Source organism: Streptomyces sp. NEAU-YJ-81 (assembly GCF_017592595.1).
GTDB classification, from domain to species: Bacteria; Actinomycetota; Actinomycetes; order Streptomycetales; family Streptomycetaceae; genus Streptomyces; species Streptomyces hygroscopicus_B.
Genome location: NZ_JAGFNO010000097.1, coordinates 1 through 4,393, shown reverse-complemented (window position 1 = coordinate 4,393; position 4,393 = coordinate 1). Strand labels below are relative to the sequence as shown.

Annotated in this window: 3 protein-coding genes; all 3 read left to right on the top strand. The window is 71.7% G+C overall.

What is annotated here, in order from left to right; all coding sequences use genetic code 11:
- Window positions 1-2,132, top strand: a 2,132-nt coding sequence (locus J5X86_RS49985; RefSeq protein ID WP_208523206.1) for a type I polyketide synthase, incomplete at its 5' end; no start/stop codon positions are given.
- Window positions 2,133-2,231: 99 nt separating this feature from the next.
- On the top strand, window positions 2,232-3,434 hold the full coding sequence (locus J5X86_RS49980; protein WP_208523205.1) for a cytochrome P450: 1,203 nt from the start codon (window positions 2,232-2,234) through the stop codon (window positions 3,432-3,434).
- A 51-nt stretch (window positions 3,435-3,485) separates the two neighbouring features.
- A partial coding sequence (locus tag J5X86_RS49975) for a beta-ketoacyl synthase N-terminal-like domain-containing protein (RefSeq protein ID WP_208523204.1) occupies window positions 3,486-4,393 on the top strand: 908 nt, incomplete at its 3' end.

Sequence of the window (4,393 nt, the reverse complement as noted above, 5' to 3'; positions counted from 1 at the left end):
TGGTGGAGGGTGGGTTCCGGGTCTTCCTGGAGATGAGTCCGCATCCGGTGCTGACCACGTCGATCGAGGAGACGGCGGAGACCGTCGCGCTCGGCACCCTGCGCCGCGGCGAGGGAACACTCGACCGTGTGTACCGGGCGCTGGGGGAGGCGTATGCGCACGGCGTGTCCGTCGACTGGCGGCCCGCCTACCCCGGCGCCCGCGTGGTCGAGCTGCCCACCTACGCCTTCCAGCACCAGCACTTCTGGGTCACCTCGCCCCGTGACCGCACCTCCGTCGCGGACCGCTGGCGCCACCGGATCGACTGGTCCCGTTTGCCCGAGCCCGAGCCCGAGCCCGAGCCCGAGCCCGCGGCCGTCGCCGAACCGGGACGCTGGCTCGTGCTCGGCGCCACCGGCACCACATGGACCGACTCGGTCGTGCGGGCGCTCGGTGAACAGGCCGTCCAGGTGCCCGCGGAGGCACCGCGCGCGGAGCTCGCCGAGCGGCTGAGTGTTCAGGCGCCGGCCGACGGAGTCGTCCTCACACCCGAGACGCCCGTGGAAGCCGCGACCATGCTGCAGGCCCTCGACGACGCCGGAGTGGCCACGCCGATCTGGATCGCCACCCGCGCCGCGGTGGCCGTCGATTCCGCCGACCCGCGGCCGTGGATCGACCAGGCGGGTGTGTGGGGGCTGGGCCGGGTCGCCTCCTGGGAGTACCCCACGCACTGGGGCGGCCTGGTCGATCTCCCCCAGGACCTGGACGAGTCGGCAGTCGCCAGGCTGCGGTCCCTGCTCGCCGAGGAGAAGGCCGAGAACCAGGTCGCGATCCGCTCCACCGGGCTGTACGGACGCAGGCTCGTCCGCGCGGCTCCGGAGGCGCCTGCCCGAGCCTGGACAGCCGAGGGAACCGTCCTGATCACCGGTGGCACCGGCGGGCTCGGAGCGGAAGTCGCCTGCTGGGCGGCGGGCCGTGGTGCCGACCACCTCATCCTGCTCAGCCGCCGCGGGCCCGGCGCCCCCGGTGCCGAGGCGCTGCGCGAGAAGTGCGAACAGGCCGGTGCCCGTGTCACGTTCGTCGCGGCGGACGTCTCCGACCGGGAGCAGATGGCAGCGGTGCTCGACGCGCATCCGGTCACCAGCGTCTTCCACCTGGCCGCGAGCCTCGACGACGGTGTCCTGGACAGGCTCACCTCCGACAGCTTCGCCGCGGTCGCGGGGGCCAAGGTGCGCGGGGCGCAGGTGCTGGACGAGCTGACGCGCGGTCGCGGCCTGTCCGCCTTCGTGCTGTTCTCCTCGATATCCGGGGTGTTCGGGGTGCCCGGTCTCGGTGCGTACGCGGCGGCGAACGCCATGCTCGACGCCCTTGCCGTATCCCGCCGGGCGGCCGGAGAACAGGCCCTGGCCGTGGCCTGGGGCGCATGGGCGAGCGAGGGCCTGGCCACGCATGTGGTCGGCGACGAACGACTGCGCCGCATGGGCCTGACCGCCATGCCCGCCAAGGCCGCGCTGGCCGCACTGGAACACGCGCTCAACCGCGACGACGCCACCATCGCCGTATTCGACGCCGACTGGAACCGTGTGCCGACCCACACCCGCGACGGCCTGGGCACGTTGCTGCACGAACTGCCCGAGGCCCGCCGCCCGGCGGCCGCCTCCCGCCCCGACGCCGCCGACCTGCGCACCCAGCTCACCGGGCTCGACGCGGCACAGCGCACCGCGAAGCTGCGGGACGTCGTCCGTGCCGAGGTCGCGGACGTGCTCGGCCACGACGACGCGGCGGTCATCGACCCGCGCCGACCCTTCGCCGAACTCGGCTTCGACTCGCTCACGTCGGTACGGCTGCGCAACCGGCTCACCCAACTCACCGGCCTGAGCATGGCCGTCACCGCGGTGTTCGACTTTCCCACCGTGACCGAGCTCGGCGAGCACCTGGCCGGACGGCTCGGCGGTGATGACTTCGACGCCGGGAAACTGCTGGTCCGTCTGGAGTCCCTGCTCGACGAGGCGGGGCCGGACGACGTGGGCACGCTGTTGAGCGGTATGGAGGCACTGCTCAGCAGCCGACGCCCGCAGCCACTCGCCACGGGCCACTTCGCCTCGTCCAGCGATGAGGAGATGTTCAGCTTCATCGACCAGGACCACGCCTAGCCGCGCAACTGACTTCGAGACACGCCCCTAGGTCCGCGTCGCCTGGCTCACGCCCCCCGCCTCACCTCGCTCACGCGCCATCCCAAGGAGATTCCCGCGATGACCGCTGTCGACAACCAGATCCGCGCCTACCCGTTCGGCCCGCAGCACGGACTCGACGAGGACCCCGCGTACGAAGAGGCCCGCCGTGCCGGGACGCTGACCAGGGTGCAGATGCCCTACGGCGGCCCGGGCTGGCTGGTCACCCGCTACGGCGACATCAAGGTCGTGCTCTCCGACCCCCGGTTCAGCCGCACGGCCACCCTGGGGAAGGACGTCGCACGCAGTACGCCCGCGATCGAGACCGACATGTCCATCCTCTCGATGGACCCTCCCGACCACACGCGGCTGCGCAGGCTGGTGGCGCAGGCGTTCACCATGCGCCAGGTCGAGCGGCTGCGCCCGGCGATCGACGAGATCATCAACGATCTGCTCGACCGGATCGAGGCGGACGGCACCACGGCGGATCTGGCCCGGTCGCTGACCTGGCCGCTGCCGGTGCGGGTGATCTGCCAGCTGCTCGGTGTGCCGATCGCCGACCACGCGAGGTTCGCCCAGTGGACCGACGACATCATGTCGGTGGCCTCCGAAGACCTTCAACTGATCGTCAAGGCCAGGGACGGCCTCATCGCCTACCTCGCCGAGCTGATCGCCCAGCGCCGCGCCGAGCCCGCCGACGACCTGCTGAGCGGGCTGGTCCTGGCCAGGGACCAGGACGAGCGGCTCAGCGAGCAGGAACTCGTGGTGTTCGGCATGACCCTGCTGCTCGCCGGGCACGAGACCACGGCCAACCAGGTCGGCAACTTCCTCTACCTGCTGCTGAGCCACCCCGAACGGTGGCAGCGGCTGGTCGACGACCCGAGCCTGGTGCCCCAGGCCGTCGAGGAGCTTCTGCGGTACACCCCGCTCGCCGCGGCCGGCAACTTCCCCCGGATGGCCATCGAGGACGTCGAGTTGGGCGGCACCCTTGTCCGGGCGGGAGACGTGGTGGTCGTCCACATGGCCGCGGGCAACCGGGACGCGAGCGTGTTCGAGCGCCCCGACGAAATCGACTTCGACCGCGACGCGCGCGCCCACATCGCCTTCGGCCACGGCGCACACCACTGTCTGGGCGCCCAACTGGCCAGGGTGGAACTCCAGATGGTCCTCACCGCCCTGGTGCGCCGGTTCCCCGACCTGCGCCTGGCCGTCCCCGCCGACGAGGTGCCGTGGCGGACCGAACGACTCGTGAACGGCGTCAGCGCGCTACCGGTCACCTGGTGACCCCGCGACCACGGCAACCAACACGGCACACGCGACCAAGGACTCGGGCGAATGGCTGACCACGACAAGCTTCGCGACTATCTGCGGCTGGCGACCTCTGAGCTGCACACCCTGCGCACCCGCGTGCGCGAGCTGGAGTCCGCGGTACCGGAACCGGTCGCCATCGTGGGCATGGCCTGCCGGTATCCCGGCGGGGTGCGCACTCCCGAGGACCTGTGGGACCTGGTGGCCGATGGGGTGGACGCCACCGCGGACTTCCCCGGCGACCGCGGATGGCGGCTCGCCCCCGGTGACAGCCTGACCGAGCGCGGGGGCTTCCTCGACGACGCGGGCGATTTCGACCCGGCGTTCTTCGGGGTGTCCCCGCGTGAGGCACGGGGGATGGACCCGCAGCAGCGCCTCGCGCTGGAGGTGGCCTGGGAGTCGCTGGAAAACGCCGGAATACTCCCGGAGACCCTGCACGGCGGGTCGACGGGGGTGTTCGTCGGCGCCTCCTACCAGGGGTACGACACGCTTGCCGACGACACCTCGGAGGTCATGATCGGCAACGTGTCCAGCGTGATATCGGGGCGTATCGCCTACACGCTGGGTCTCGGGGGCCCGGCGCTCACCATCGACACCGCCTGCTCGTCCTCCCTGGTGGCGCTGCATCTGGCGAGCGAGTCACTGCGGCGCGGGGAGTGCGATCTCGCCCTGGCCGGTGGCGTCGCGGTGCAGGCGCTTCCCGCGCTGTTCGTGGAGTTCTCGCGGCAGCGGGGGCTGGCGGTGGATGGTCGGTGCAAGTCGTTCGCGGAGGGTGCGGATGGCACTGGCTTCTCCGAGGGTGCGGGGTTGGTGGTGGTGCAGCGGTTGTCGGATGCGGTGGCTTGTGGGCGTCGGGTGTTGGCGGTGGTGCGGGGTTCTGCGGTGAATCAGGACGGGGCGTCGAATGGGTTGACGGCGCCGTCGGGTCCTGCGCA

Coding starts and splice junctions, on each gene's coding strand:
- J5X86_RS49980 (WP_208523205.1), top strand. CDS start 2,232: ATGACCGCTGTCGACAACCAGATCCGCGCCTACCCGTTCGGCCCGCAG.